Genomic DNA, 24,456 nt, shown 5'->3' with positions numbered 1-24,456 from the left:
CGAGCCCCATGTGGGATAGTCCAGGTTCGACCATAGGCAAGCTGACCCCCATGGATTCATTGATCGCCCTTGCCGAAAGCAAGTTGTTGTTCCCCGGAGGCATCGCCACCGGCGACCTCGACCGCGTGTTCACCCAGCTGATGGGTCCATCGATCGATGCTGCCGACCTGTACTTCCAGCATTCGCGCAGCGAGTCGTGGACGCTGGAGGAGGGCATCGTCAAGGACGGCAGCCACTCGATCGAGCAGGGCGTGGGCGTGCGCGCGATCAGCGGCGAGAAGACCGGCTTCGCCTATTCCGACGAGATCGTACTGCCGCAGCTGCTGGAGGCATCCAGGGCCGCCCGCGCGATCGCCCGCGACGGCCAGGGCGCCGGCAAGCCGCTGGCGCTGAACGGCGTACGCGCGCTGTACCCGGCGCTCGACCCGGTCGAGAGCCTGCCCAACCCCGACAAGATTGCACTGCTGCGCGAGGTCGACGCGTACGCGCGCTCGCGCGATCCGCGCATCCGGCAGGTCATCGTCAGCCTGGCCGCCACCATCGACACCGTGCTGATCGCCGCCTCCGACGGTACTCTGGCCGCCGACGTGCGCCCGCTGGTACGCATCAACGTGCAGGTGATCGCCGAGCAGAACGGCCGGCGCGAGCAGGGTTATGCCGGTGGCGGTGGCCGCTACGGCTACCGCGAGCTGATCGAGAACGGCCGTGCGCTGCGCTTCGCCGACGAGGCGGTGCGCCAGGCGCTGGTGAACCTGGAGTCGGTCGACGCCCCAGCCGGCCAGATGACCGTGGTGCTCGGCCCCGGCTGGCCCGGCGTGCTGCTGCATGAGGCGATCGGCCACGGCCTCGAAGGTGACTTCAACCGCAAGGGCAGCTCCGCCTTCGCCGGCCGCCTCGGCCAGCGCGTGGCGGCGAAGGGCGTCACCATCGTCGACAACGGTACCTTGCCCGGTCGACGCGGTTCGCTCAGCATCGACGACGAAGGCACCCCGAGCGAGTGCACCACGCTGATCGAGGATGGCATCCTCAAGGGTTATATGCAGGACAAGCTCAACGCGCGCCTGATGGGCATGGCACCCACCGGCAACGGTCGCCGCGAATCGTTCACCCAGCTGCCGATGCCGCGCATGACCAACACCTACATGCTCGCCGGATCGCACGACCCGGCCGAGATCATCCGCTCGGTGAAGAAGGGCCTGTACGCGCCGAACTTCGGCGGCGGCCAGGTCGACATCACCAACGGCAAGTTCACCTTCTCCGCCAGCGAGGCCTACCTGATCGAGGGCGGGAAAATCACTCGCCCGGTGAAGGGCGCCACGCTGATCGGCTCCGGCCCCGAGGTGCTCAACCGCGTCTCGATGATCGGCAACGACCTGGCGCTGGACGAGGGCGTCGGCGTGTGCGGCAAGGACGGGCAGAGCGTGCCGGTGGGCGTGGGGCAACCTACGTTGAAGATTGATGCGATGACGGTGGGTGGTACGGCGGCGTAGGGCCGAGTCACCTTCTCTTTGCGTACTCACGCATGCGCAGCTCATGTCCGCCATCGGCCGGAAGCGATCGCTCGAACGTGCACTCCGAGCGAGTTTTGCGCAGATGTCCCAGCGCGGCGATTCGCAATTTCCTGCATGCTTTCCTTGCGCCGGTGGCCGCCGATCGGGTGCGCCCGTGATGGCCCGGCGATATTCCGTGTGCTGCTGCAGCGCCTGCGACATTGCGCGCGAGAGACGTATCGCCGGCGTTTGATGGACGTCAATATCGGGGTCATCCGATCGGCAAAGACTGCGCCTGCATCCAGCCATCACACTGGAATCGTGGGGAGCATGTCATGAACACTTGCCAGAATAGCCTCATTTCGAGCTGGTTCACCGCCCTCGCTCGACCACCGCGCTGGGTCGCGCTGATCGCGCTCGCATGGCTGGGGATACCCACCCTGGCATCGGCGGTGCCCTCGTACGCGCGACAGACCCAGCAGCCCTGCGTGGCTTGCCATGTGGGCGGCTTCGGGCCGGAGCTCACCCAGTTCGGACGCCAGTTCAAGCTGATGGGCTACACCATGAAGGTCGGCGAGCAGACCGACGTGCCGCTTTCGGCAATGCTGGTCGAGTCGTTCACCCACACGCAGAAAGCCCAGCCGGAGGCCCCGGCCAACGGCTTCGGCACCAACAACAACACCGAGTTGCAGCAGGCGTCGGCGTTCCTGGCCGGCCGATTGAGCGAGCACATCGGCGTCTTCGCGCAGGCGACCTACTCCGAGAACGGCGGCCTGCTCGGCTGGGACAACATGGACTGGCGCTACGCGCGCATGTTCAGCCATGGCAGCCACAGCGGCATCTGGGGCATCTCGCTCAACAACAACCCCACCGTCAGCGACGTGCTCAACACCGCACCGGCGTGGAAGTACCCCTACATGTCGGCCGACCTGGCCCCCGGGGCACCCGCCCAGCCGATGCTGCTCGGCGGCCTCGCCGCCCAGGTGGTCGGTGTCAGCGCCTACATGCAGCTGGACGGCGCCTGGTACATGGAGCTGGGCGGCTATCGCTCGCTGTCGCCGGCCTTCCTGCGCAGCGTCAATGGCCATTTCGACGGCCGCCTGAGCGGGGTCACGCCCTATGCGCGCCTGGCCTATACGTGGAACCTGCCCACCGGCAGCGTCTCCCTCGGCGGCTTCATGCTGAACATGCGCCGCGGACAGGTCGGCACCAACGCGGCCGGTGACGCGGTGGCGTTGCCCGGGCCGACCGACCGGTTCCGCGACTTCGGCATCGATGCCAGCTACATGTACATCAAGGACGATCACGCGATCACCGTCGACGGACTGTACGTCCACGAGAACCAGCGCCTGGATGCCACCTACGGCGGTGGCGGATCGGACCATCTGCGCAACAGCCTGCAGTCGCTCAACCTCAAGGCCAGCTACTGGTACCGCCATACCTACGGCGTGACCCTGGCAGCCTTCGTCGACAACGGCAGCAAGGACGCCACGCTCTACGGCAACGACGGCTCGCCGAACACCCAGGGCGAAAGCATCGAGCTCGGCTACAGCCCGTTTGGCCAGTCCAACTCGTGGGCGCAGCCGTGGGCCAACGTGCGGCTGGGCCTGGAGTACACGTACTTCAACCGTTTCAGCGGACGCGTGCACAACATCGACGGAGCAGGACGCAACGCCAGCGACAACAACACACTCTACTTCTACGTGTGGCTGGCGATCTGAGCGTGCGTCGATGAAAATGGGCGGTTCTGGTGCAAGCGGTCACGGATGCCCATTGGGATCAGATGGACGTCCATATGGCAACAGAGTTCGTTGGCCATGAGTCCTTCGACGAGCCCAGGGCAGGCACAGTGAAGTCGAAGGGCGATTGCCGCGAAGTCATGTCGATGCTTGACTGGTGGAGCTAAAGCGAAGGGCTTTCGGCTACCGCAAGTGGCCGAAGGCCCTTTGCTCTGAATGCCACGGAGAGCCAAGGGCATCGCGCACGACCGAAGGAAGTCCCTTGTGGACAGGAGCGCTCCTGCGGGCTGATGCGTCAGCCTTCGGCCGAATCGCCCGCCTGCAGATCCTTCAGCAACTGGAAGATCTCCCGGTACGCCCGCGGCGGCTTGTTCGGCGTGTCCTTCTCGATGCGCACCTGGCGCACCAGCGAGCGCAGGTGCTGGCGATCGACCTGCGGATGCTCGGCGATCAGTTCGGAGAGCGCGCTTTCGTCCTCGGCAACCAGCCGGTCGCGCATCGCCTCCAGGCGGTGCATCGCGGCGGTTTCCTGGCGCTGCTTCTCGCGGTTCTCGCCGAGTTCGGCGCGCACGGCGGCGAAGTCCTCGTCGCCGTAGCGGCGCATCACCTTGGCGAGGAAGGCGAGCTGGCGCTTCTTCGCGCCGTGCGAAGTGATGCGGCGGGTGACGTCGACCTCGCGGCGCACGTCTTCGGGGAGGGCCAGCTTGGCCAGCTTGCTCGGCGGCAACTCGATCAGCTGGCCGGCCAGGGTCAGGATGGCCAGCGCCTCGCGGCGCTGCTGGGTACGGCTGGGGCCGTAGTCCGCGTCGTCGAGTTCGGTCTGGTTGCGGCTGCGGCTCGGGCTCACGGGTTCATTCCAGAGGAAAAACGGGTGGATCAGGCGTGCGGGTCGTTGCTGGCTAGCCCGGTCGGGCCTGGTCCGGCCGGGTCCAGCTCGGCCTGTTCCAGCGCGAAGCGGGCGATCGGCTCGCCGTCCAGCTCGATGGTCTCGCTGAACATCGCGGCAGGGCGCACCCACAGGCCGTGATCGCCGTAGAGCGCCTGGTAGACCACCAGCGGTTCCATCGTTTCGCTATGGCGGGCGGTGCCCAGCACGCGGTAGCGCTGACCCTTGTAGTGACGATAGATGCCGGCGGTGGGTTGCATGGGCGTTCTCCGCAGCTCTTTTCATTTCGCCGCCGCGCCCCCACGTTACGGGGTCGGCGGTCGCGAACCGCTTATTCTACCCGCCTATCTCTCAGGAAAGCCCGAACGTGAGCGAAGTTGCCATCAGCCAGGACCGCAGTCTTCACGAGCTTGATCGCCTGGCGGAGCTGGCCGAGGACGTGATCCGCCGCGCCCGCGCCGCCGGCGCCAGCCAGGCCGAGGTGGCGGCGAGCATTGACACGGGCTTGAGCGTGAACGTGCGCCTGGGCGAGGTGGAAACGGTGGAACACACCCGCGACCGCGGTTTCGGGCTCACCGTGTATTTCGGCCAGCGCAAGGGCTCGGCCAGCACCGCCGATCTCCACCCCGATTCGATCCAGGCCACGCTGGAGCAGGCCTGCGCGATCGCCCGCTACACCGAGGCCGACCCGGCCGCCGGGCTGGCCGATGCGGCGCGCATGGCCACCGCGTTTCCCGATCTCGACCTGTGGCATCCGTGGGCCATCGACACCGCGCAGGCGATCGCGCTGGGCGTCGCCATCGAGGACGCCGGCCGCGCCCATGCCGGCATCAGCAATTCCGACGGCGCCAGCGTGCAGGCGGGCGAAGGGCTGTCGGTGTATGCGAATTCGCACGGCTTCGTCGGGCGCGAGCGCGGCACGCGGCATGCGCTGTCGCTGGCGCTGATCGCCGGCGAGGGCGACGGCATGCAGCGCGACTACTGGTACGACAGCGTGCGCGCGGCCAGCGATTTCATCAGCGCGCAGGCGCTCGGCGACAAGGCCGCCGAACGCACGCTGGCGCGCATGGGTGCGCGCAGCCTGTCGACGCGGCAGTGCCCGGTGCTGTTCGCGCCGGAGCTGGCGCGCGGGTTGGTCGGCCATCTGCTCGGCGCGGTCAGCGGCGGCGCGCTGTACCGCCAGGCCAGCTTCCTGCTCGACCACGCCGGCAAGCGGATCATGCCGGCGTGGCTGAACATCGACGAGCGGCCGCGTCTGCCGCGCGGCCAGGGCTCGGGCAACTTCGACGCCGAGGGCGTGGCCACCGTCGACGGCGCGCTGGTCGAGGGCGGCGTGCTGGCGCGCTACGTGCTGGGCAGCTATTCGGCGCGCAAGCTCGGACTGCCATCGACCGGCAATGCCGGTGGCGTACACAACCTGATCGTGGAGCCGGGGAGCGTCGACGGCGAGCGCAGCGACTTCGACGGCATGCTGCAACGCCTGGGCAACGGCCTGCTGGTGACCGAAGTGATGGGCCAGGGCGTGTCCACCGTCACCGGCGATTATTCGCGCGGCGCGGCGGGGTTCTGGGTGGAAAACGGCGCGATCGCCTACCCGGTCGAGGGCATCACCATCGCGGCGAACCTGCGCGACATGTTCGCCGGCATTGTCGCGGTGGGCGCCGACGTCGACCCGCGCTCGCACATCCTCACCGGCTCGATCCTGCTCGAGCGCATGACCGTGGCGGGCGAGTAGTAGCGATTGCCGTAAGAGTGCGGTTGCCCCCTTGCCGCCCTCAAAGCTCTTGCCTCTGAAGCTCTCTGCCCTGGATGCAGCAGGAGCAAAGAGACAAGAACATCGCGCACAGGGCGCGCCCCGGCGTTGACGGCTCGCAGATTCATGCGGCAAAGCGACGCGAGCCTTGCTAGCATCGGCGCAACCGGCCAGTCGCCGGCGAGCCGTCGACGCAAGTTCCCACTACAAGGAGATGCGCATGAGCGTTCCACCCGAGTCCGTCATTCCGCCCCCGCCGAGCGAGCCGCCGATGGCCGGGGGGCCTTCCGCCGAGGAGCGTCAATGGGCGATGTTCGCGCACCTGTCCGCGCTGGTCGGCGTGATCATCCCGTTGGGCAGCATCATCGGGCCGCTGGTGATCTGGCTGATCAAGAAGGACACCATGCCGTTCGTCAACGACCAGGGCAAGGAAGCGCTGAACTTCAACATCACCGTGGGGATCGCCGCCGTGGTGAGCTGGATCCTGTGCTTCATCCTGATCGGCTTCCTGCTGCTGGCGGTGTTGGCGGTCGGCTGGGTGGTGTTCGTGATCATCGCCACGATCAAGGCGAACGAAGGCACCACCTACCGCTACCCGTTCACGCTGCGGCTGGTCAGCTGAGCCAGTCGACGCTGCGGTGAAACGAGGGCGGCGCAAGCCGCCCTTTTTCGTGCGGGGGATCGGCTCAGTAGCGGCGATGGGCGGCGTACCGCGCCAGTTCTTCCAGCAGCCCGGCACGTTTGCCCAGCGGGACGATCGCGGCCAGCGCGGCGTCGGTCAGCTCGGCCAGTCGCGCGCGCGAGGCGTCGAGGCCGATGATCGAGGGGAAGGTGGGCTTGGCGGCGGCGGCGTCCTTGCCGGCAGTCTTGCCGATCACCGCCGATTCGCCTTCCACGTCGAGGATGTCGTCGCGCACCTGGAAGGCCAGGCCGACCGCGTGCGCGTAGCGGTCCAGCGCCTGCAGCGCGTTGGCGTCGGCGCCGGCGGCGAGCGCGCCCAGTTGCACCGAGGCGCGGATCAGCGCGCCGGTCTTGCAGGCGTGCATGTGTTCCAGTGCGTCCAGCGTCAGCGTCTGGCCGACTGCCGCCAGGTCCAGTGCCTGGCCACCGGCCATGCCCTCGGCGCCGCAGGCGCGGCCCAGCGCACGCAGCATGGCGACGCCGGTGGCCGCGTCGGCGCGGCGTGCGGCATCGTCGGCGAGGATCTCGAACGCCAGCGCCTGCAGCGCGTCGCCGGCGAGGATCGCCATCGCCTCGCCGAACACCACGTGGCAGGTCGGGCGGCCGCGGCGCAGCGCGTCGTCGTCCATCGCGGGCAGGTCGTCATGCACCAGCGAGTAGGCGTGGATCAGTTCCACCGCGCATGCGGCGGCATCCAGCGACGGACCGTCTTCGCCCAGTGCATGCGCGCCGGCGTAGACCAGCAGCGGGCGCAGCCGCTTGCCACCGCCGAGCACGGCGTAGCGCATCGCGCGATGCAGTTCGGCGGGGGAGTAGTCGGCCGGCGGCAGGCTGTGGTCCAGCGCCTGTTCGGCGCGGGCGATCAGCGACTGCAGGGCGGGGCCAAGCTCAGAGTTCGGGTTCAAACGGTTCGGCGCTGTCGGGGGCTTCGGGGTCGAGCAGCAGCCGCACGCGCAGTTCGGCCTGCTCCAGCGACTGCTGGCAATGGCGGAACAGGCCGATGCCGCGCTCGAACGAGGCCAGCGATTCATCCAGGCTCATCTCGCCGCTCTCCATCTTCGCGACCAGTTGCTCCAGCTCGTCGAGGGAGTGTTCGAAATCGGCGGCGGGCGGGGTCTTGCCGGGGGTGGGAGCGGTCTTGGCCATGGCCCGCAACGCTAGCGCAGCGGCTGTCCGGAATCAATCTGCGCGGGCTGCGGAGCGGCGTCGGCGTGACCTGGATCAGCGCCCCGCGCGCCAGCGCGGCGATGTGCCGGCTTGGCGGAAAATTGCCGCGCCACGGGCGCTGATCCAGCGGTCGGCCACCGCGACCAGCTCGTCGTCGGCGTACAGCAGCGGACAGGCGTGGCGCCGCCACGGCGGCAGCTGCGCCTGCTGGAACAGGTCGCGCAGCTCGCGCGTGTGCGCGTCGCCGTCGGGCTTGATGCGCTCGCCGCCGCGGCGCAGGCACACCAGCAGCGGCTCGTCGAGGCGGGTGTCCTCGATGGCCAGGGTCAGCTCGCCGCCATCGGGGAGTGCCAGCGGCTCGCCGCGCCAGCGCACCTGCCAGCCGGCGTCGACGGCGCGCCCGGGCGGCAGCGCCCACAGCCGGCCTTTCCAGATGTGCAGTTCGGTACCGGCCCAGCGGACGCATGGCAGCTGGCCGGCACGCGCGCCGCACTGGCGTTCGATCTGCCGGCGTTGCGCCTTGCCGGGGGCGCGCAGGCCGCGCGCGTGCAGCCAGTGGTCGAGCAAGGGCTCGCGCAGCGCCGGCGCCAGCGCCAGCCAGCCGAGGGCGTCGAGGCTGCCGCTGGCCGCGTCGTGCAGCGCGTCGAAGGCGGCCAGCCAGTGCGCTTGCAGTGCGTCCGCCGCGGCGCGGCACAGGGCGGCGCTGTGCAGGATCGAATCCACTGCTTGCGGCCAGTGCCGCGCCAGCCGCGGCAGGATCTCGTGGCGCAGCTGGTTGCGCGCGAGGCGGGTGTCGGCGTTGGAGGGGTCGTCGATCCATTCGAGCCGGTGTGCCGCCACGTAATCGCGCAACTGCCGCCGCGACAGCGCCAGCAGCGGGCGCCACAGCTGGCCGCGGCCGAACGGGCGCAGCGCGCGCATGCCGCCGAGTCCTTCCGGTCCGGCGCCGCGCAACAGTTTCAGCAGTACCGTCTCGGCCTGGTCATCGCGATGGTGGCCGAGCAGCAGGCAGTCGCCTTCGCGCAGTTGCATCGCCAGCGCGGCGTAGCGCGCGTCGCGTGCGGCGGCTTCCACGCCCAGCCCGGTGTCGCCGTCGACCCGCACGCGCAGCACCTCGCACGGCACGTCCAGGACGGCGCAGAAGCGCTCGCAGTGCGCCGCCCATGCCGCGCTGTCCGGGTGCAGCGCGTGGTCGACATGCAGCGCGCGCAGTCCGTGCATGCGTGCGGCCGGCAACTGCGCCAGCGCATGCAGCAGGGCGCTGGAATCCGGGCCACCGCTGAACGCCACGCACAGCCCTGCCGGCAACGGCATGGACGCCAGCGCAGCCTGCAGGTGCTGGTGCAGCGGCTCGTTCACTTCCTGCTTTCGCGGGGCCGCACGTAGAGGTGCTTGCCGTTGCCGATCTGCCGTTCCTCGGTGTCGAACAGGCCGATCCCCTTGATCAGGCCGCTGAGCTTGGCGTAGCCGTAATTGCGCGAGTCAAAGTCGGGCGACTGCTTGCTGATGATGTTGCCGATGGTGCCCAGGCTGGCCCAGCCGGTGTCGTCCGAGGCGGCCTCCAGCGCGCCGCGCAGCAGGTTCATCAGGCGCGTGTCGCCGCGCAGCTCCTTCGCCGAGCGCTGCTTCGGCGCCGCCGCGGTCTCGGTCTCGGCGATGCCGGCCAGCACCTCGGTGTAGATGAACTTGTCGCAGGCGGTGCGGAACGGCTCGGGCGTCTTCTTCTCGCCGAAACCGTACACGGTCTGGCCGGATTCGCGGATGCGCGAGGCAAGCCGGGTGAAGTCGCTGTCGCTGGAGACGATGCAGAAGCCGTCGAAGCGCCCGGCGTAGAGCAGGTCCATCGCGTCGATGATCATCGCCGAGTCGGTGGCGTTCTTGCCGACCGTGTAGCGGAACTGCTGGATCGGCTGGATCGAATGGCGCAACAGCACTTCCTTCCAGCCGCTGAGATCGGGCTTGGTCCAGTCGCCGTAGATGCGCTTGACGTGCGCGGTGCCGTACTTGGCCACCTCGGCCAGCAGGCCCTCGACGATCGCCGGGCGGGCGTTGTCGGCGTCGATCAGTACGGCGAGCTTGTCATGGGCCATGGTCGGCTACCGGCGGCGGGAATGCCGCCGATGGTAGCGCGCGGCCGGGCCGGCTGCAGGCGGCTATTCCTGGTACGCGCCGTAGCCGCGCAACCGCTGGTAGCGTTGCTGCAGCAGATCGGTGGGCGGCATCGCCTGCAGTTCGTCGAGCTGGTTCAGCAGCACCGCCTTCAGGCGGATCGCCATCGAGCGCGGGTTGCGGTGTGCGCCGCCCAGCGGTTCGCGGATCAGCTTGTCGACCAGGCCCAGTTCGAACAGGCGCGGTGCGGTCATGCCCAGCGCCTCGGCGGCGTCCTTCACCTTGTCCGGGCTTTTCCACAGGATCGAGGCGCAGCCTTCCGGCGAGATCACCGAATAGGTCGAGTACTGCAGCATATTGGTGCGGTCGCCCACGCCGATCGCCAGCGCGCCGCCGGAGCCGCCCTCGCCGATCACGGTGCAGATGATCGGCACTTTCAGCTCGGCCATCTCCAGCAGGTTGCGCGCGATCGCCTCGCTCTGGCCGCGTTCCTCGGCGCCCACGCCGGGGTAGGCGCCGGGGGTGTCGATCAGGGTCAGCAGCGGCAGGCCGAAGCGCTCGGCCATCTTCATCAGGCGCAGTGCCTTGCGGTAGCCCTCGGGGCGCGGCATGCCGAAGTTGCGGCGCACCTTGTCCTTGGTGTTGCGGCCCTTCTGGTGGCCGATGATCACCACCGGTCGACCATTGATGCGGCCCAGCCCGCCCACGATGGCGGCGTCCTCGGCGTACATGCGGTCGCCGGCCAGCTCGTGGAACTCCTCGCAGATCACGCCGATGTAGTCCAGCGTGTACGGCCGCGCCGGATGGCGCGAGAGCTGGGTGGTCTGCCACGAGTTGAGGTTGCGGAAGATCTCGGCGGTCTTGATCTTCAGCTTCTCGCGCAGGCGGCCCACCTCGTCCTCGATGTTGAACGCCTGGCCGTCACTGGCGTGGCGAAGCTCTTCGATCTTCGCGTCCAGTTCGGCAATCGGTTGTTCGAAATCGAGGAAGTTGGGGTTCATTCGTTGCTATTCATGGCACAGAAGCGACTCAGTATACCGTCCCGCAGAAAAACGCGAGAACGCCGCCGTATGGCTGTGACGGGATCGACAGATGCCTGCCGCAGGCCGGGCGGTTGCGCTATCGTCCGCCCCATCGAACGCCGCCGCCGGATCCTCGCCATGCCCAGCAAGCCCATCGACAACGCGAAACTCGACCGCATCGTGGCCGAGGCCCGGCGCGCCGCCGAACAACGCGAACTGGGCTATCGCGAGCGCGCGCTGAAGATGTACCCGTGGGTGTGCGGTCGTTGTGCGCGCGAGTTCACCCGCGCCAACCTGCAGGAACTGACCGTGCACCACCGCAACCACGACCACGATTTCAACCCGCCGGACGGCAGCAACTGGGAACTGTTGTGCGTGTACTGCCACGACAACGAGCACGCGCGGTACATCGACCATGTGCGCGGTGGGGTGATGGCGGTGGAGGCGGCGGCGCCGGCCACCGGCAATCCGTTCGCGGATTTGAAGGCGATGATGGAACGAGGCAAGTCGTAGGAGCCCGCTCGCGGGCGATGCTTTTTGCTTTTGCGAATTCCGGCTCTCAACAGACGAATGTCTGGTCATCCGGGCTTTCAAAGCATCGCCGCGAGCGGGCTCCTGCGGGGGCGAAGCGGCTCAGTCCTGCTGCTTGACGATGCGCAGGCGCGCGGCCTGCACGCCGGGCAGGGCGCGCACGGTGCGCAGCAGCTCCGGGATGGCTTCCACGCGCCAGGCTTCGCCGAGTTCGAGATCGGCCTGCGCATGGCGGTTGCGGTAGCCGTGCAGGGTCACGCTGGTGCGGCCGCCGCGGTAGCCGGCCAGCGCCTGCTGCAGCTGGCCGACGAAACCCGGGCCGATGCCGTTCAACTTCAGCTGCAGCAATCGCGCGTGCCGGCGGCAGGCGTCGGCCAGTGAGCAGGCGCTGCGCGCGCGCAGCTGGAAGCCGCCGCCGGAGAAGTCGTCGATGCGCAGGCCGCCGTCGACCACCAGCATCTCGTCACGGGTCAGCAGCGGCGCCATCTGCTGGTACAGCTCGCCGAAGAAGCTCACCTCGATGATGCCGCTGCCGTCCTCCAGCCGCACGAACGCGTCGCTGTCGCCGCGCTTGCGCACGGCGGTGACCATGCCGGCGACGGTCCATGGCGTGTCGGGGCCGCGGCGGAAACGGTTGCCGTCGTCGTGGTCGTTCTTGCGCGGCTTCGGCGGCTGGTAGCGGTCGGCGATCTCGCCGAGCGGGCAGCTCGACAGCTGCGCCAGCTCGTCCTTCCACGGGTCGGTGGGATGGCCGGACAGGTAATGGCCGAGCGTGTCGCGCTCGCCCTGCAGCTTCTGCTCCAGCGGCCATTCGGGCACGGTCGGCAACTCGATCTTCAGCACCGGCGTGGCGTTGCCCATTGCTGCGCCGAACATGTCGTTCTGGCCGGACTGGCGGTCGCGCAGGTGCTGTTCGGCGGCCTTGATCGCGTCGGGCAGCTGCAGCATCAGGCTGGCGCGGTTGGCGGCGAGCGCATCCAGAGCGCCGGAGAGGATCAGCGCCTCCAGCACGCGGCGGTTGAGCCGGGTCGGATCGACGCGGCGGCAGAAGTCGGCCAGGTCGGCGTACCTGCCGTTGGCGCGCTCGGCGACGATGGCTTCGCAGGCGCCCTGGCCGACGCCCTTGATCGCGCCGAGGCCATACTGGATGACCTTCGGTTCCACTGCCACGAACATGTACTCGGACGCGTTGACGTCCGGCGGCTGCACGGCGATGCCGATGGCGCGCGACTCGTCGAGGAAGGTCACCACCTTGTCGGTGTTGTCCATGTCCGAGGAGATCGTCGCGGCCATGAACTCGGCCGGGTAGTGCGCCTTCAGCCAGGCGGTCTGGTAGGAAACCAGCGCGTAGGCGGCGGCATGCGACTTGTTGAAGCCGTAGCCGGCGAACTTCTCCATCAGGTCGAAGATGGAATCGGCCTTCTCGCCGCTGAGGCCGTCCTTCGCCGCGCCTTCGCGGAACTTGGCGCGCTCCTTGGCCATCTCCTCGAGTTTCTTCTTGCCCATCGCGCGGCGCAGCAGGTCGGCGCCGCCGAGCGAGTAGCCGCCGACGATCTGCGCCATCTGCATCACCTGTTCCTGGTAGACCATGATGCCGTAGGTCTCTTTCAGGATCGGCTCGACGCGCGGGTCGGGGTATTCCACGTCCTCGCGGCCGTGCTTGCGCGCCACGAAGCTGGGGATCAGGTCCATCGGGCCGGGGCGGTACAGCGCCACCAGCGCGATGATGTCCTCGAAGCGGTCGGGTTTCGCGTCCTTCAGCATGCGCTGCATGCCGGAGGATTCCAGCTGGAACACCGCGACGGTCTGCGCCTTCTTCAGCAGCTCGTACGACGCCGGGTCGTCCAGCGGCAGCGCCGAGATGTCGAGCAGGGCCTCGCCGGCTTTCGCGCGGCGCGCGTTGATCGCCTTCACCGCCCAGTCGATGATGGTCAGCGTGCGCAGGCCGAGGAAGTCGAACTTGACCAGGCCGACCGCCTCGACATCGTCCTTGTCGTACTGGGTCACCACGCCGCCGCCGCCGGCTTCGCAGTACAGCGGCGCGAAGTCGGTGAGCGGGCTGGGCGCGATCACCACGCCGCCGGCGTGCTTGCCGGCGTTGCGGGTGAGGTTTTCGAGCTTCAGCGCCAGGTCGATCAGCGCACGCGCTTCCTCGTCCTGCTCGTACAGCTCGCAGAATTCCTTGACGACGCGCTCGGGCTCCTTCTTCGCCTTCTCGCTGCGGCCCAGCGCGCACGACAGCGTGAGGTCGAGCGGCCGCGCCGGGATCAGCTTGGCGATGCGGTCGACTTGGGTGTAGCCGAAGCCGAGCACGCGGCCGGAGTCGCGCAGCACGGCCTTGGCGGCCATCGAGCCGTAGGTGATGATCTGGCTGACGCGGTCGCGGCCGTACTTGCGCGCCACGTAGTCGATCACCTCGTCGCGGCGGTCCATGCAGAAGTCGATGTCGAAGTCGGGCATCGACACGCGTTCGGGGTTGAGGAAGCGCTCGAACAGCAGGTTGAACTGCAACGGGTCCAGGTCGGTGATCTTCAGCGCCCAGGCCACCAGCGAGCCGGCACCGGAACCGCGGCCGGGGCCAACCGGGATGCCGTTCTGTTTGCCCCAGTTGATGAAGTCCGCCACGATCAGGAAGTAGCCGGGGAAGCCCATCTTGACGATGACGTCTAGCTCGCGCTCCAGCCGCGCCTGGTAGTCGGCGAGCGTGTGGTCGGCGGCCAGCGGCGCGTTGGCCAGGCGTTCCTTGAGACCTTGCCGTGCCAGCTCGCGGATGTGGCTGTCGAGGTCGTGGCCTGCGGGCACCGGGAAGTCGGGCAGGTAGTAGGTGCCGAACTTCAGTTCCAGGGTGCAGCGTTTCGCCAGTTCGACGGTGTTTTCCAGCGCCTCGGGCAGGTCCGCGAACAGCGCGGCCATTTCCTCCGGCGTCTTCAGGTATTGCTGGTCGCTGTAGTCGCGCGGGCGCTTGGGGTCGGCCAGCACGCGGCCCTGCTGGATGCACACGCGCGCCTCGTGCGCGCCGAAATCGTTCTGGGTGAGGAAGCGCACGTCGTTGCTGGCCAGCACCGGCAGGCCCAGTTCGGCGGCCAGCGCCAGCGCGGCGGTGTTCCAGGCTTCTTCGCCCTCGCGGCCGCAGCGGGTCAGCTCCAGGTACAGCCGCTCGGGGAACAGCCGCGCCAGCGGACGCAGCTTCGCCAGTGCGGCCTCGTTGCCCTGGTTCAGCGCGAGGCGGCCGACTTCGCTCTCGCGGCCGAGCAGGGCGATCAGCCCGTCGCTGGCGTCGGCGGTGAGCCAGCCGGCCTCGACCAGCGCGCGGCCGCCGTGCTGACCCTCCTGCCAGGCGCGCGAGACCAGCCGCGACAAATTGAGATAGCCCGCGCGGTGCTGGCACAGCAGGGTGAGCCGCCACGGGCGCGGGTCGTCCGGCGCGGCCATCCACAGGTCGCAGCCGCCGATCGGCTTGATGCCGGCGGCGCTGCAGGCCTTGTAGAACTTCACCAGCGCGAACATGTTGCTGTCGTCGGTCAGCGCCAGCGCCGGGATGCCGTCGCGCACGCAGGCGGCGACCAGCGCCTTGATGCGGATGGTCGAATCGACCAGCGAGTATTCGCTGTGCAGGTGCAGGTGGGTATAGCGGACGGTCATGCGTTCTTGCGCGGTGAGTCCCCGCAGGCTACCCGGCACCTTGCCCAGCGGCAAGATTGACTTCCGTGCGGTTTGCGCGAAGCGCGGCGGCGCCTCGCCGGAGCTTGCCGCTCAGCCCGGCGCGACGGCCACCGCCGGCGGTGCCGGCTCGGCCAGCAGTGCGTTGATCTCGGCGACCAGGCTGTCCAGCATGTCTTCGCCATAGCCCACGTGCACATGGGCTACGGTGCCGTCGCGATGCAGCATCACCATGACCGGGATGCCCTTGTCGGTGCCGTACGGTTTGCCGAGGGTGCCGTCGCGGTCCCAGGTCATCAGCAGGCCGGGCAGGCGCGGGCGCAGGGCACGAACGGTCCGCACGTAGGTCTGCCGGTCTTCTTCGTGATTGATGGTGACTACCTGCAGGGGCAGGCCACGCTCGGTGGCCAGCGTCTGCAGGCCCGCCAGTATCGGCAGTTCCTTCATGCAGTAGCCGCACCAGGTGGCCCAGAAGCTGACCACTACCACTTTGCCGTGCAGCGACGAGACGCTCACCGTCTTGCCGTCCTGGGTCGTGCCCAGCGCGTCTGGCGGCGCATCTCCCGGTTGCACGCCGGCATGGGCGGCCAGGCAGAACAGCAGTCCGAGCAGTGCGATGCCGAGGCGGCGCATGTCTTCCATCTCCATGTGGTATGCCGCCAGCGTAGCGGGATGCCCGGGGCAGGGGAAGCGGCGCGCCTCAGCGGACGCGGAAGCGTTCGCCATCCTCCCCGGCGGGCAACACGTAATGCTCCAGGCTGTTCACCGCCAGCGGGCGGAGGTTGTAGTCGGCATGCAGCGGCAGCGCCTCGTCGACGCCGTCGGGTGCGAGATGGACCGACTCGGGCACGGCCATGCTGGCCGGCATCGGTGGAACGGATGGGCGGATGGACGGAGGCATCATGGCACGACTCCTGCGGTCTGCGTGGTGCATCGAGGCACCTGTGGCAGCGGGTCGGCGGGTCGGCGCCGGCTGGACATCGCTGCTGCTGCGGATGCGTCCGTGCGGGTGGCGTTCCCTGATGTCAATGATGCTCCCGATCGGGAGAAAGTTGCATAGACCGATGGCCTATGCCGGTCAGTCTCATCCGGTGCGCGATCAGCGGCCGGCGCGGCAGTTAGAACAGCTGGCCCTGGTCCAGCAGCAGGCGCACCGGCGCGAAGCTGCGGCGGTGTTGCGCGCATGGCCCGAGCCGCTGCAGCGCGGCCAGGTGCGCCGGCGTCGAGTAGCCCTTGTGCGCGGCGAAACCGTAGCCGGGGTACTCGCCATCGAGCGCCACCATCACGCGGTCGCGGCTGACCTTGGCCAGGATCGAGGCCGCGCTGATCGCCGGCTCCAGCGCGTCGCCGCCGACGATCGCGCGGCCGGGACAGGGCAGGTCGCGCGGCAGTTGGTTGCCGTCGATCAGCGCCGCGTGGGCGGCCGGCGCAAGGCCGGCCAGCGCGCGGCACATGCCGGTCATGGTGGCCTGGAGGATGTTCAGGCGGTCGATCTCGTCGCGCTCGATCAGCACGATGCGGTACGCCAGCGCGCGCTCGATGATCAGCGGATACAGCGCCTCGCGCTTCGCCTCGCTGAGCTGTTTGGAGTCGTTCAGTCCGACGATCGGGCGGGCCGGATCGAGGATCACCGCGGCCACCGCCAGCGGGCCGGCCAGCGGGCCGCGGCCGGCTTCGTCGACGCCGGCGATGAAGATGCTGCCTGCGTTCGCCGGTTCCTCCCGCCGCGGGGAAGGTTCGCCCCGGCAGGGGTCGGCCGGGCGCTTATCCATCGCTGCGTTGCGCGTCGATCAGCTCGGCGATCGCCGCCGCCGCACGATCCCCCGCGTGGCCTTCCAGGCCGCCGCGCAGGGCTTGGTGCAGTTGCTCGAATGCGGCCACGATCGCGCCGCGCCGCTCGCTGTCCTTGAACAGCGCCAGGGTGGCGGCGGCCAGCTTGTCGGCGGTGCAGTCGTCCTGCATCAGCTCGGGCACCAGCAGGCCGTCGCCGAGGCCGCAGGCGCGGGCCAGGATGTTCGGCAGCGCGTAGATGTCGGTCTTCAGCATCTTCAGCGCGAGGGCGATGCGGTAGCTCAGCGGTGCGACGCGGTAGCCCACCACCATCGGCCGCTTGGCCAGCATCGCCTCCAGTGTGGCGGTGCCGGAGGCTAGCAGCACCACGTCGGCAGCCAGCATCGCCTCGTGCGCGTGGCCGTCCAGCAGCAGCGGCGTGGTTTCGTCGCGCGGTCCGCCGGCGAGCAGCGCCTCGAGCCGGGCGCGCACCTGCGGGTTGGCGGCGGGGATCACCACGCGCAGCCCGGGCACGGCGGCGGCCACGCGATTCGCCGCTTCGATGAAGGCCCGCCCCAGCCGGCTGACCTCGGACAGCCGGCTGCCGGGCAGCACGGCCAGCACCGGCGCCTGCTGCGGCAGCTGCAGGAGCTCGCGTGCACCGACGCGGTCGGAGACCAGCGCGAAACGGTCGGCCAGCGGGTGACCGACGAAGCGGGCGTCGACGCCGTGCTTCGCGTAGATCGCCGGCTCCATCGGGAACAGGCACAGCACGCGGCTGGCGCTTCGGCCGATCTTCTGCGCGCGCTGCTCGCGCCAGGCCCACACCGACGGGCTGACGTAGTGCACGGTGAGTACGCCGGCCTGCTTCAGGCGCTGCTCCACGCCGAGGTTGAAGTCGGGGGCGTCGATGCCGACCACCACCGCCGGCCGCTCCTCGAGCAGGCGCGCGAGCAGCACCTTGCGCAGGCGCAGCAGGCGCGGCAGGTGGCGGATCACCTCGCTGAAGCCGAACAGCGACAGCTCGCGGATGTCGTACCAGGATTCGAAGCCCTCGCGCTGCATGCGCGCGCCGCCGATGCCGACGAAACGCGCCTGCGGGTAGCGCTGGCGCAACGCCGCGATCAGGTCGGCGCCGAGCTGGTCGCCGGAGTCTTCGCCGGCGAGGATGGCGATCAGGGGGGATTCGAGCGGCGGGTGGTCAGTCATGCCGGAAGCATAAGCCAGAGCGAGTGCCTGATTGCCCGACAAGCGAGACGCTTATCGGGCGAGCGCCCGCTCGCTGTGGTCGAGGAATTCCAGCATCGCGCGCACGTCATCGCTCTCACGCGCCAGCTCGACCAGCTTCTCGCGCGCCTCGGGCAGCGGCAGGCCGGCCATGTACAGCGTGCGGTAGGCGCGCTTGATCGCGGCGATACGCGTGGCGTCGAAGCCGCGGCGCTTCAGGCCTTCGCTGTTGATACCGCGCGGGCGGCCCTGCTGCTCGTTCGCCATCATCACGAACGGCGGCACGTCGTGGCCGACCAGGCAGCCCATGCCGATGAAGGCGTGCGCGCCGACCTTGCAGAACTGGTGCACGCCGGAATAGCCGGACAGGATCGTCCAGTCGCCGATGGTGACGTGGCCGGCCAGTGCGGAATAGTTGGAGAACACTACGTTGTTGCCGATCTGGCAGTCGTGCGCGATGTGCACGTAGGCGAGCACCCAGTTGTCGTTGCCGATGCGGGTGACGCCGCCGCCGTGGCCGGTGCCGCGGTTGAGCGTGGTGAATTCGCGGATCAGGTTGCGGTCGCCGATCACCAGCTCGGTGCGCTCGCCTTCCCACTTCTTGTCCTGCGGTGCGCCGCCCAGCGAGGCGAACTGGGCGATGCGGTTGTCACGGCCGATCTTCGTGGGGCCTTCGATCACCACATGCGGACCGATCACCGTGCCGTCGCCGATCTCGACTTCGGCGCCGATCACGCTGTAGGCGCCGATGCCGACGTTGGCGCCGATGACGGCGGAAGGATCGATCAGCGCAGTGGGATGGATCATTTCCCGGCCCTCGCGGCGCACATCAGTTCACAACTGGCCACTTCCTTGCCGTCGACCAGGCTGCGTGCCACGAACAGACCCATGCCGCGCACCAGGCGTTTCTGGCTGACCTCGAAGCGCAACTGGTCGCCGGGCACCACCGGCGCGCTGAAGCGCGCGTTGTCGACCTTGACCAGGTAGAACAGCGGGCTGCCCTTGTCGCCCTTCGCGTGGCGGCTCAGCTGGGTCAGCAGGCCGGCGGCCTGCGCCATCGCCTCGATGAGCAGTACGCCGGGCATCACCGGGTGGCCGGGGAAGTGGCCCTGGAAGAACGGCTCGTTGATGGTTACGTTCTTCAGCGCGACCACGCTGACGTCGGGCACGATCTCGACCACGCGGTCCACCAGCAGGAACGGGTAGCGGTGCGGCAGCAGTTCCTGGATCTGTTCCACGTTGATCGGCAGTGCCGTGAAGTCGCCTTGCTCACTCATTGTCGCTGTCCTTCTCCAGCGCCGACACGCGACGCGCGTACTCGTCCAGATGCTTGAAGCGCGCCGCGTTCTTCCGCCACTGGCGGTTGTCCTGCAGCGGCACGCCGGATGAATATTCGCCGGGCTCGCGGATCGAGTGCGTGACCAGGCTCTTGGCGGTAATGGTAACCCGGTCGGCCAGTTCGAGATGGCCGAGCACGCCGGCGTTGCCGCCGATCATGCACCAGCGGCCGATCTTCGCACTGCCGGCCACCGCGGCGCAGCCGGCCATCGCGGTGTGCGCGCCGACGTGCACGTTGTGCGCGATCTGGATCTGGTTGTCCAGCCGCACGTCCTCTTCCAGCACGGTGTCGTCCAGCGCGCCGCGGTCGATGGTGGTGTTCGCGCCGATCTCGCAGTCGTCGCCGATGCGCACGCCGCCGAGCTGCGGCAGCTTGATCCAGTGGTCGGTGTCGAAAGCGAGGCCGAAGCCATCCGAGCCGATCACCGCGCCCGGGTGCACCAGTACGCGCCGGCCCAGCGTGACCCGCGTCACCAGGGTGACGCGCGCGACCAGCCGCGACTGCGCGCCGACGGTGCAGTCCTCGCCGATGAGGCAGTGCGGGCCGAGCACGGCACCGTCGCCGATCACCGCGCCGTCCGCGATCACGCAGCCCGGCCCGATGCTGGCGCTGGCGCTGACCTGCGCCCCAGTGGCGACCACGGCAGTGGGGTGGATGCCCGCCGGTGCGGCCGGCAGCCGTTCGAACAGTGCGGCGATCTTTGCGTAGGCGACGTACGGGTCGCGCGCGATCAGCGCCGCGGTGGGGCAGTCGGCAAGGTTCTCCTCGCGCAGCACCACCACCCCGGCGCGCGTGGCGGCCAGCTGGGCGGTGTACTTGCTGTTGGCGAGGAAGCTCAGCTGGCCGGGGTCGGCGCCGGTCAGCGTGCCGACGCCGCCGATGACTCGTGCGCCATCGCCGCTGAAGCCGAGGCCGAAGCGTTCGGCCAGCTCGGTCACCGTGTAGTTGATTGCGCTCATGCGTGGCTCCGGAACCTGCCGGCCATTGTAGGGGGTGGCACCATGGCCTGCAGTGCGCCAGGCGACGGCAGGCCGGCAAAAGAAAGCGCGGCCCGGCCGCGCTTTCCTTCGATCCCCGACTTGGGGTCAGCTCAGAACTGGCTGCCGAAGGTGAACTGGATGCGCTCCTCGTAGTGGCGATCGGCGGCCTTGGAACGCAGCGGTACGGCGAAGCTGATGATCAGCGGGCCGATCGGCGCCTGCCACTGCAGCGACAGGCCGGTGGAGGCGCGCAGCTCGCTGGCGTCGAAGCTCTTGTAGTCCTTGTAGACGTTGCCGACGTCCATGAACCAGGACACGCGCGCGGTGTTGACGTCCTTCAGGAACGGCAGCGGCAGGAACACCTGTGCGGTGCCGAGCACCTTGAACGCGCCGCCGATCGGCTGTGCGTAATAGGCGCCGTTGTTGCACATGCCGTTGGCGTCGGGCGCGCTGCCGTCGATGCAGACCCGCGGTCCCAACGTATTGTCCTGGTAGCCGCGCACGTCGCGCACGCCGCCGGCGTAGTAGTTCTGCCAGAACGGCAGGTCCTGGCGCATGTCGGTGATGACGTGACCGGGGCTCTGCGCCAGGCTGGCGTCCTTCAATGCCGTGAAGGCGTCGTCGCTGATGCCGTTCCCGCCGTAGGTCTTGCCGTAGCCGACCTGGCCGTCGAGGTACAGCACGAAGCCCTTGCCGATCGGCCAGTAGTGGTTGAGCTCGGTGCTGAGCTTCCAGTACTGCACGGTCGAGCCGGGCAGGGCGATGTCGGTCGAGGCGGAGATCAGGCCGCCGCGGGTCGGCGCCCAGTAGCCATTGCGGGTGTCGTGGTTCCAGCCCAGCGTGCCGGTCCAGGTGTGGATGGTCTTGTTGCCGATCTCGTTCTGGTAGTCGAGCAGCACCTGCGGGCTGTAGCCCTGGAACAGGTTGACCTTGTTGCTGCTGATGCCCAGGCCCACGCGCAAGCCGTCGGTTTCGCTGATCGGGATGCCGAGGTAGGTGGAGAAGCTTTTCGCGCTGGTGGCGTAGTTGGCGAAATCGGTGTTGCCGTAGTCGGTCTTCGAGTACGAGGCGCTGTAGCCGATGCCGATGCCGCTGTCGGTCAGGTACGGGTTGTAGTAGTTGAGGCCGAGGCGGGTGTAATAGGTGCTGCGCTCGCCGCTGATCGAGAAGCTGTCGCCGGTGCCGAACAGGTTGTTCTGCGACACCGAGGCATTCAGGATGATGCCGGAGTACTGCGAATAGCCGATGCCGAACTGCATGCTGCCGGCGGACTGCTCCTCGACCTTGACGGTGACGTCCACCTTGTCCTGGGTACCGGGCACCATCTTCTGGTCGATGTCGACCTTCTTGAAATAGCCCAGCCGCTGCAGGCGGACCTTGGAGCGGTCGATCGCCGCCTGCGAGTACCAGGAGCCCTCGAGCTGGCGCATCTCGCGGCGCAGCACGTCGTCCTCGGTGCGCGTGTTGCCCTGGAACACCACCCGCCGCACGTACACGCGCTGGCCGGGTTCGACGTACAGGGTCAGGTCGACCGTGCGCTTTTCCTTGTCCAGCTTCGGGATCGGGGTGACCTTGGCGTAGGCGTAGCCGATGTTGGCCAGGATCGCCTTGATCGCCTTGGTGCTGGCTTCGACGGCGGCGCGGTTGAAGGTCTCGCCTGCCTTGATGAAGACCAGCTGGCGCATGGTCGCCTCCGGCAGGATCAGCTCGCCGAGCAGCTTGACGTCGGCGACCTTGTAGATCTCGCCTTCCTTGATGCTGGCGTCGATGTACATCGCGCGCTTGTCCGGCGCGATCGCCACCTGGGTGGAGTCGACGCCGAAATCGGCATAGCCGCGGTCCATGTAGTAGGACTGCAGCTTCTCCAGGTCGCCGGAGAGCTTCTCGCGCGAGTACTGGTCGTCCTTCGAGTACCACGACATCCAGTTGGTGGTATCCGATTCGAAACCTTCGCGGATCTGCTTGTCGGTGAACGCATGGTTGCCGAGGATGTTCAGTTCCTTGATCTTGGCGGCCTTGCCTTCGCGGATCTCGATCTCGACGGCGACGCGGTTGCGGTCCAGCCGGGTCACGTGCGGATCGACCGAGACGTTGTACTTGCCGCGGTTGTAGTACTGCCGGATCAGTTCCTGCTGCACGTTGTCCAGCGCCAGGCGGTCGAACGTCTCGCCCTCGGACAGCCCGATTTCCTTCAGGCCCTTCTTCAGGTCGTCGGTCTTGATGTCCTTGTTGCCGCGCAGGGTCAGCTTGGCGATCGACGGCCGCTCGACCACCTTGATCACCAGGATGCTGCCTTCGCGCTCGAACTCCACGTCGCTGAAGAACTTGGTGCGGTACAGCGCGCGGATGGCGCGCTGGGCGCCGTCGTTGGTCAACTGGTCGCCCTTGTTGATCGGCAGGTAGTTGTACACGGTACCGGCCGAGATCCGGCTGAGGCCGTCGATGCGGATGTCCGACACCACGAATGGGTCGAACGCGAACGCATTGGCGGAGAGGGAGGCAAGCAGGATCAGCGCGGCGATACGCTTCATCGTCGATTCCGTTGGGTTATTTCGATGGAGCGGCCGGCGCGGCCGCCCCGATCAACGCATGAGGCAGGGACAGGCCCCGCCTCGAAAATGAATCTGCACTCCACCGCGGGAGTGCGTCGGCGGACACATCGCCGCGCCGTGCCGCCGCGGACTGGCGTGTCGCCGACATGCTGCGTTCGCCGACCATCGGCATCACGACAGCAGCATGCGGTGGATATCGTTGTAGAACGCCAGCCCCATCAGGGTGAACAGCAACGCCAGGCCGATGTACTGGCCCACCACCATCGCCTGTTCGCTGACCGGGCTGCCCTTGATCAATTCGACGAGATAATACAGCAGGTGCCCACCATCGAGGACCGGGATCGGCAGCAGGTTGAGGATGGCCAGGCTCAGCGAGACCAGTGCGAGGAACTGCAGGAACCACGGCAGGCCCATGCCGGCCGAGGCATTGGCCACCTCGGCAATGCCGATCACGCCGGACAGGTTGCGGGTCGAGGCCTCGCCGGTGAGCATCTTGCCGAGCATGCCGAAAGTCTGCGTGGTGTTGCGCCAGGTGGTGTCGAGCGAGGCGGTCATTGCTTTCAGCGGGCCGTAGCTCACGGTAGCCGCTTCGATCGGCGGCGCGCCGACGCCAAGCACCCACTTCGGCGGCTGGCCTTCCAGCGATTCCCACTTGGCGGTGACGTTCAGCCGCAGCGGCTGCCCCTCGCGCTCGATGCCGATCGCCAGCGTCAGCGACTTGGCTGCCGCAGTCTGCACCAGCTTGCCGAATGCGACGAAGTCCTCCACCGGCTGGCCGTTGACGCTGACGATGCGGTCGCCCCCGCGCATGCCGGCCAGCGCGGCCGGCTGGCCGGGCATCACGGTGGCGGCGACCGCCGGCGGCGGCGCCAGCTTCAGGCCGAGCTTGCCCAGGTACTGGCCCACGTCCTGCCCCGGCGGCAGTTCGTCCAGCGGCAACACCAGCTCGCGCGTGCGCCCGTCCTGGCCGCGCACGGTGAGCGGCAGCGGTGCGCGCCCGAGCAGGGCGTTGGCTACCGCGTCCATCGTGTCGGTCCAGGTGGTGACGGTGCGGTCGTCGATGCGAAGGATGCGGTCGCCCGACTGGATGCCGGCGCTGGCGGCGAGGCTTTGCGGCGCCGCGGTCACCACCGGGGCCACGTCCGGGCGGCCCAGCATGAACATCAGCCAGAACGCGACGATGGTGAAGATCAGGTTGAAGCCCGGTCCGGCGGCGACGATGGCGATGCGCTGCCACACCGGCTTGCCGGTAAATTCCTGCTCGCGCAGGGCTGGGTCGACCTCGCCTTCGCGCGCGTCGAGCATCTTCACGTAGCCGCCGAGCGGGATCGCGGCGATCTGGTACTCGGTGCCGTCGCGGCCGATGCGCTTCCAGATCGCGTTGCCGAAGCCGACCGAGAAGCGCAGCACCTTGACCCCACAACGGCGCGCGACCCAGTAGTGGCCGAATTCGTGGAAGGTCACCAGCACGCCAAGCGTGACCAGCAGCCAGAACACCGAGCCGAAGAAGGAAGTCATCAAGTACCGTGGCGAAAAGTCATCGAAGCAAG

The 24,456-nt window shown here is 68.4% G+C and carries 22 protein-coding genes; 5 read left to right on the top strand and 17 right to left on the bottom strand.

Going from position 1 to position 24,456, the window contains the following annotated elements:
* Positions 1 to 50: 50 nt before the first annotated feature.
* Positions 51 to 1,490 carry a metalloprotease TldD gene (gene tldD / locus RHOOR92_RS0107185; protein WP_007511979.1) on the top strand — a complete coding sequence of 480 codons (1,440 nt, stop codon included), beginning with the start codon at positions 51 to 53 and terminating at the stop codon, positions 1,488 to 1,490.
* Between the two features lie 335 nt (positions 1,491 to 1,825).
* Positions 1,826 to 3,211, top strand: coding sequence for a cytochrome C (locus RHOOR92_RS0107180; RefSeq protein WP_100224901.1), 1,386 nt, complete (start codon positions 1,826 to 1,828; stop codon positions 3,209 to 3,211).
* Positions 3,212 to 3,524: 313 nt separating this feature from the next.
* Here the strand turns inward: RHOOR92_RS0107180 and yjgA are convergent, their stop codons facing one another.
* Together yjgA and RHOOR92_RS0107165 are read right to left on the bottom strand one after the other, a co-directional pair.
* Positions 3,525 to 4,076 carry a ribosome biogenesis factor YjgA gene (gene yjgA, locus RHOOR92_RS0107170; protein WP_007511983.1) on the bottom strand — a complete coding sequence of 184 codons (552 nt, stop codon included), beginning with the start codon at positions 4,074 to 4,076 and terminating at the stop codon, positions 3,525 to 3,527.
* A gap of 29 nt (positions 4,077 to 4,105) precedes the next feature.
* Complete coding sequence (locus RHOOR92_RS0107165) at positions 4,106 to 4,375, bottom strand: DUF1653 domain-containing protein (protein ID WP_007511986.1); 270 nt, start codon at positions 4,373 to 4,375, stop codon at positions 4,106 to 4,108.
* A gap of 107 nt (positions 4,376 to 4,482) precedes the next feature.
* Here RHOOR92_RS0107165 and pmbA point away from each other — a divergent pair, with 107 nt between their 5' ends.
* The gene (gene pmbA, locus RHOOR92_RS0107160) at positions 4,483 to 5,850 is read left to right on the top strand and encodes a metalloprotease PmbA (protein WP_007511988.1); all 1,368 of its coding nucleotides are present in this window, start codon (positions 4,483 to 4,485) and stop codon (positions 5,848 to 5,850) included.
* 238 nt (positions 5,851 to 6,088) lie between these two features.
* Positions 6,089 to 6,490: a DUF4870 domain-containing protein gene (locus RHOOR92_RS0107155; RefSeq protein WP_015447095.1), complete on the top strand. Its 402-nt coding sequence runs from the start codon at positions 6,089 to 6,091 to the stop codon at positions 6,488 to 6,490.
* Positions 6,491 to 6,554: 64 nt separating this feature from the next.
* Here RHOOR92_RS0107155 and RHOOR92_RS0107150 read toward each other — a convergent pair whose 3' ends face one another.
* The 5 genes from RHOOR92_RS0107150 to accA all read right to left on the bottom strand — a co-directional run bounded on the left by RHOOR92_RS0107150 (position 6,555) and on the right by accA (position 10,826).
* Positions 6,555 to 7,454, bottom strand: coding sequence for a farnesyl diphosphate synthase (locus tag RHOOR92_RS0107150; protein ID WP_007511992.1), 900 nt, complete (start codon positions 7,452 to 7,454; stop codon positions 6,555 to 6,557).
* Positions 7,438 to 7,695 (bottom strand): exodeoxyribonuclease VII small subunit, encoded by a 258-nt coding sequence (locus RHOOR92_RS0107145; protein ID WP_007511994.1) that lies wholly within the window; start codon positions 7,693 to 7,695, stop codon positions 7,438 to 7,440. Before RHOOR92_RS0107145 ends, RHOOR92_RS0107150 begins: the two co-directional genes overlap by 17 nt.
* 75 nt (positions 7,696 to 7,770) lie before the next feature.
* A complete protein-coding gene (gene tilS, locus RHOOR92_RS0107140; RefSeq protein ID WP_027489941.1) occupies positions 7,771 to 9,075 on the bottom strand; it encodes a tRNA lysidine(34) synthetase TilS in 1,305 nt (434 codons plus the stop codon).
* A complete protein-coding gene (locus RHOOR92_RS0107135; protein WP_007512021.1) occupies positions 9,072 to 9,806 on the bottom strand; it encodes an NYN domain-containing protein in 735 nt (244 codons plus the stop codon). Before RHOOR92_RS0107135 ends, tilS begins: the two co-directional genes overlap by 4 nt.
* Before the next feature lie 63 nt (positions 9,807 to 9,869).
* Positions 9,870 to 10,826, bottom strand: coding sequence for an acetyl-CoA carboxylase carboxyl transferase subunit alpha (gene accA / locus RHOOR92_RS0107130; protein WP_007512023.1), 957 nt, complete (start codon positions 10,824 to 10,826; stop codon positions 9,870 to 9,872).
* Between the two features lie 159 nt (positions 10,827 to 10,985).
* Here accA and RHOOR92_RS0107125 point away from each other — a divergent pair, with 159 nt between their 5' ends.
* Positions 10,986 to 11,360 (top strand): YajD family HNH nuclease, encoded by a 375-nt coding sequence (locus RHOOR92_RS0107125; RefSeq protein ID WP_007512025.1) that lies wholly within the window; start codon positions 10,986 to 10,988, stop codon positions 11,358 to 11,360.
* Between the two features lie 120 nt (positions 11,361 to 11,480).
* On the opposite strand, the gene dnaE is transcribed toward RHOOR92_RS0107125, so the two are convergent.
* The 10 genes from dnaE to rseP all read right to left on the bottom strand — a co-directional run bounded on the left by dnaE (position 11,481) and on the right by rseP (position 24,424).
* Positions 11,481 to 15,020: a DNA polymerase III subunit alpha gene (gene dnaE / locus RHOOR92_RS0107120; protein ID WP_027489940.1), complete on the bottom strand. Its 3,540-nt coding sequence runs from the start codon at positions 15,018 to 15,020 to the stop codon at positions 11,481 to 11,483.
* Between the two features lie 111 nt (positions 15,021 to 15,131).
* A complete protein-coding gene (locus RHOOR92_RS0107115; protein WP_007512027.1) occupies positions 15,132 to 15,671 on the bottom strand; it encodes a TlpA disulfide reductase family protein in 540 nt (179 codons plus the stop codon).
* 67 nt (positions 15,672 to 15,738) lie between these two features.
* Complete coding sequence (locus RHOOR92_RS0107110) at positions 15,739 to 15,942, bottom strand: hypothetical protein (protein ID WP_015447101.1); 204 nt, start codon at positions 15,940 to 15,942, stop codon at positions 15,739 to 15,741.
* 214 nt (positions 15,943 to 16,156) lie between these two features.
* The gene (gene rnhB / locus RHOOR92_RS0107105) at positions 16,157 to 16,810 is read right to left on the bottom strand and encodes a ribonuclease HII (protein WP_007512028.1); all 654 of its coding nucleotides are present in this window, start codon (positions 16,808 to 16,810) and stop codon (positions 16,157 to 16,159) included.
* Complete coding sequence (gene lpxB, locus RHOOR92_RS0107100) at positions 16,803 to 18,017, bottom strand: lipid-A-disaccharide synthase (RefSeq protein ID WP_015447102.1); 1,215 nt, start codon at positions 18,015 to 18,017, stop codon at positions 16,803 to 16,805. Before lpxB ends, rnhB begins: the two co-directional genes overlap by 8 nt.
* Positions 18,018 to 18,068: 51 nt before the next feature.
* Complete coding sequence (gene lpxA, locus RHOOR92_RS0107095; protein ID WP_015447103.1) at positions 18,069 to 18,842, bottom strand: acyl-ACP--UDP-N-acetylglucosamine O-acyltransferase; 774 nt, start codon at positions 18,840 to 18,842, stop codon at positions 18,069 to 18,071.
* A complete protein-coding gene (gene fabZ / locus RHOOR92_RS0107090; protein ID WP_007512031.1) occupies positions 18,839 to 19,312 on the bottom strand; it encodes a 3-hydroxyacyl-ACP dehydratase FabZ in 474 nt (157 codons plus the stop codon). Before fabZ ends, lpxA begins: the two co-directional genes overlap by 4 nt.
* Positions 19,305 to 20,333: a UDP-3-O-(3-hydroxymyristoyl)glucosamine N-acyltransferase gene (gene lpxD, locus RHOOR92_RS0107085; protein WP_007512032.1), complete on the bottom strand. Its 1,029-nt coding sequence runs from the start codon at positions 20,331 to 20,333 to the stop codon at positions 19,305 to 19,307. Before lpxD ends, fabZ begins: the two co-directional genes overlap by 8 nt.
* Positions 20,334 to 20,464: 131 nt before the next feature.
* Positions 20,465 to 22,885, bottom strand: a complete 2,421-nt coding sequence (gene bamA / locus RHOOR92_RS0107080) for an outer membrane protein assembly factor BamA (protein ID WP_007512033.1) — start codon at positions 22,883 to 22,885, stop codon at positions 20,465 to 20,467.
* A gap of 192 nt (positions 22,886 to 23,077) precedes the next feature.
* Positions 23,078 to 24,424, bottom strand: a complete 1,347-nt coding sequence (gene rseP, locus RHOOR92_RS0107075; RefSeq protein ID WP_027489939.1) for an RIP metalloprotease RseP — start codon at positions 24,422 to 24,424, stop codon at positions 23,078 to 23,080.
* Positions 24,425 to 24,456: the final 32 nt, after the last annotated feature.

Source organism: Rhodanobacter sp. OR92 (assembly GCF_000427545.1).
GTDB classification, from domain to species: Bacteria; Pseudomonadota; Gammaproteobacteria; order Xanthomonadales; family Rhodanobacteraceae; genus Rhodanobacter; species Rhodanobacter denitrificans.
This window is presented reverse-complemented; position numbering and strand designations above follow the sequence as displayed.